Annotated in this window: 1 protein-coding gene; it reads left to right on the forward strand. The window is 67.8% G+C overall.

From position 1 onward, the window contains the following. The coding region (locus IEW18_RS21560; RefSeq protein WP_188559960.1) for a glycosyltransferase at positions 1-572 on the forward strand (572 nt) is incomplete at both ends.

Here is a 572-nt window from a genome sequence, read left to right on the forward strand (position 1 = left end):
GCACGAGTGGTACCACTACGTGAGCGTGAGCGAGCCCGTTGCCCCGGCCGGCCCGTTGCCCTCCTTCACGGTGGACGTGCTTACCACCTTCTGCCCCGGCGAGCCCTACGCCATGATGGAAGAAACGCTGCGGGCCATGCAGGCCATCACTTACCCCCACACCAGCTACCTCTGCGACGAGGCCGACGACGCGTTCCTGCGCCAGCTCTGCCAGCAGCTGGGCATCGTCCACGTCACGCGCCGGCACAAACTGCACGCCAAGGCCGGCAACATCAACCACGCCCTGCAGCAGGCCACGGGCCAGCTCTGCGTGGTGCTGGACCCGGACCACGTGCCCGCCCCGGACTTTCTGGACCACGTTGTGCCTTACTTCACCCGCCCCACGGTGGGCTACGTGCAGGTGGTGCAGGCCTACGGCAACCAGCACGAGAGCCTGGTGGCGCGCGGGGCGGCCGAGCAGACCTACCACTTCTACGGGCCCCTGATGATGGGCATGAACACCTACAACACGGCCCAGGCCATCGGGGCCAACTGCACCTTTCGCCGCGCGGCCCTGGACTCGATTGGCGGCC

This window comes from Hymenobacter glacieicola (assembly GCF_014640315.1).
Lineage (GTDB): Bacteria > Bacteroidota > Bacteroidia > Cytophagales > Hymenobacteraceae > Hymenobacter > Hymenobacter glacieicola.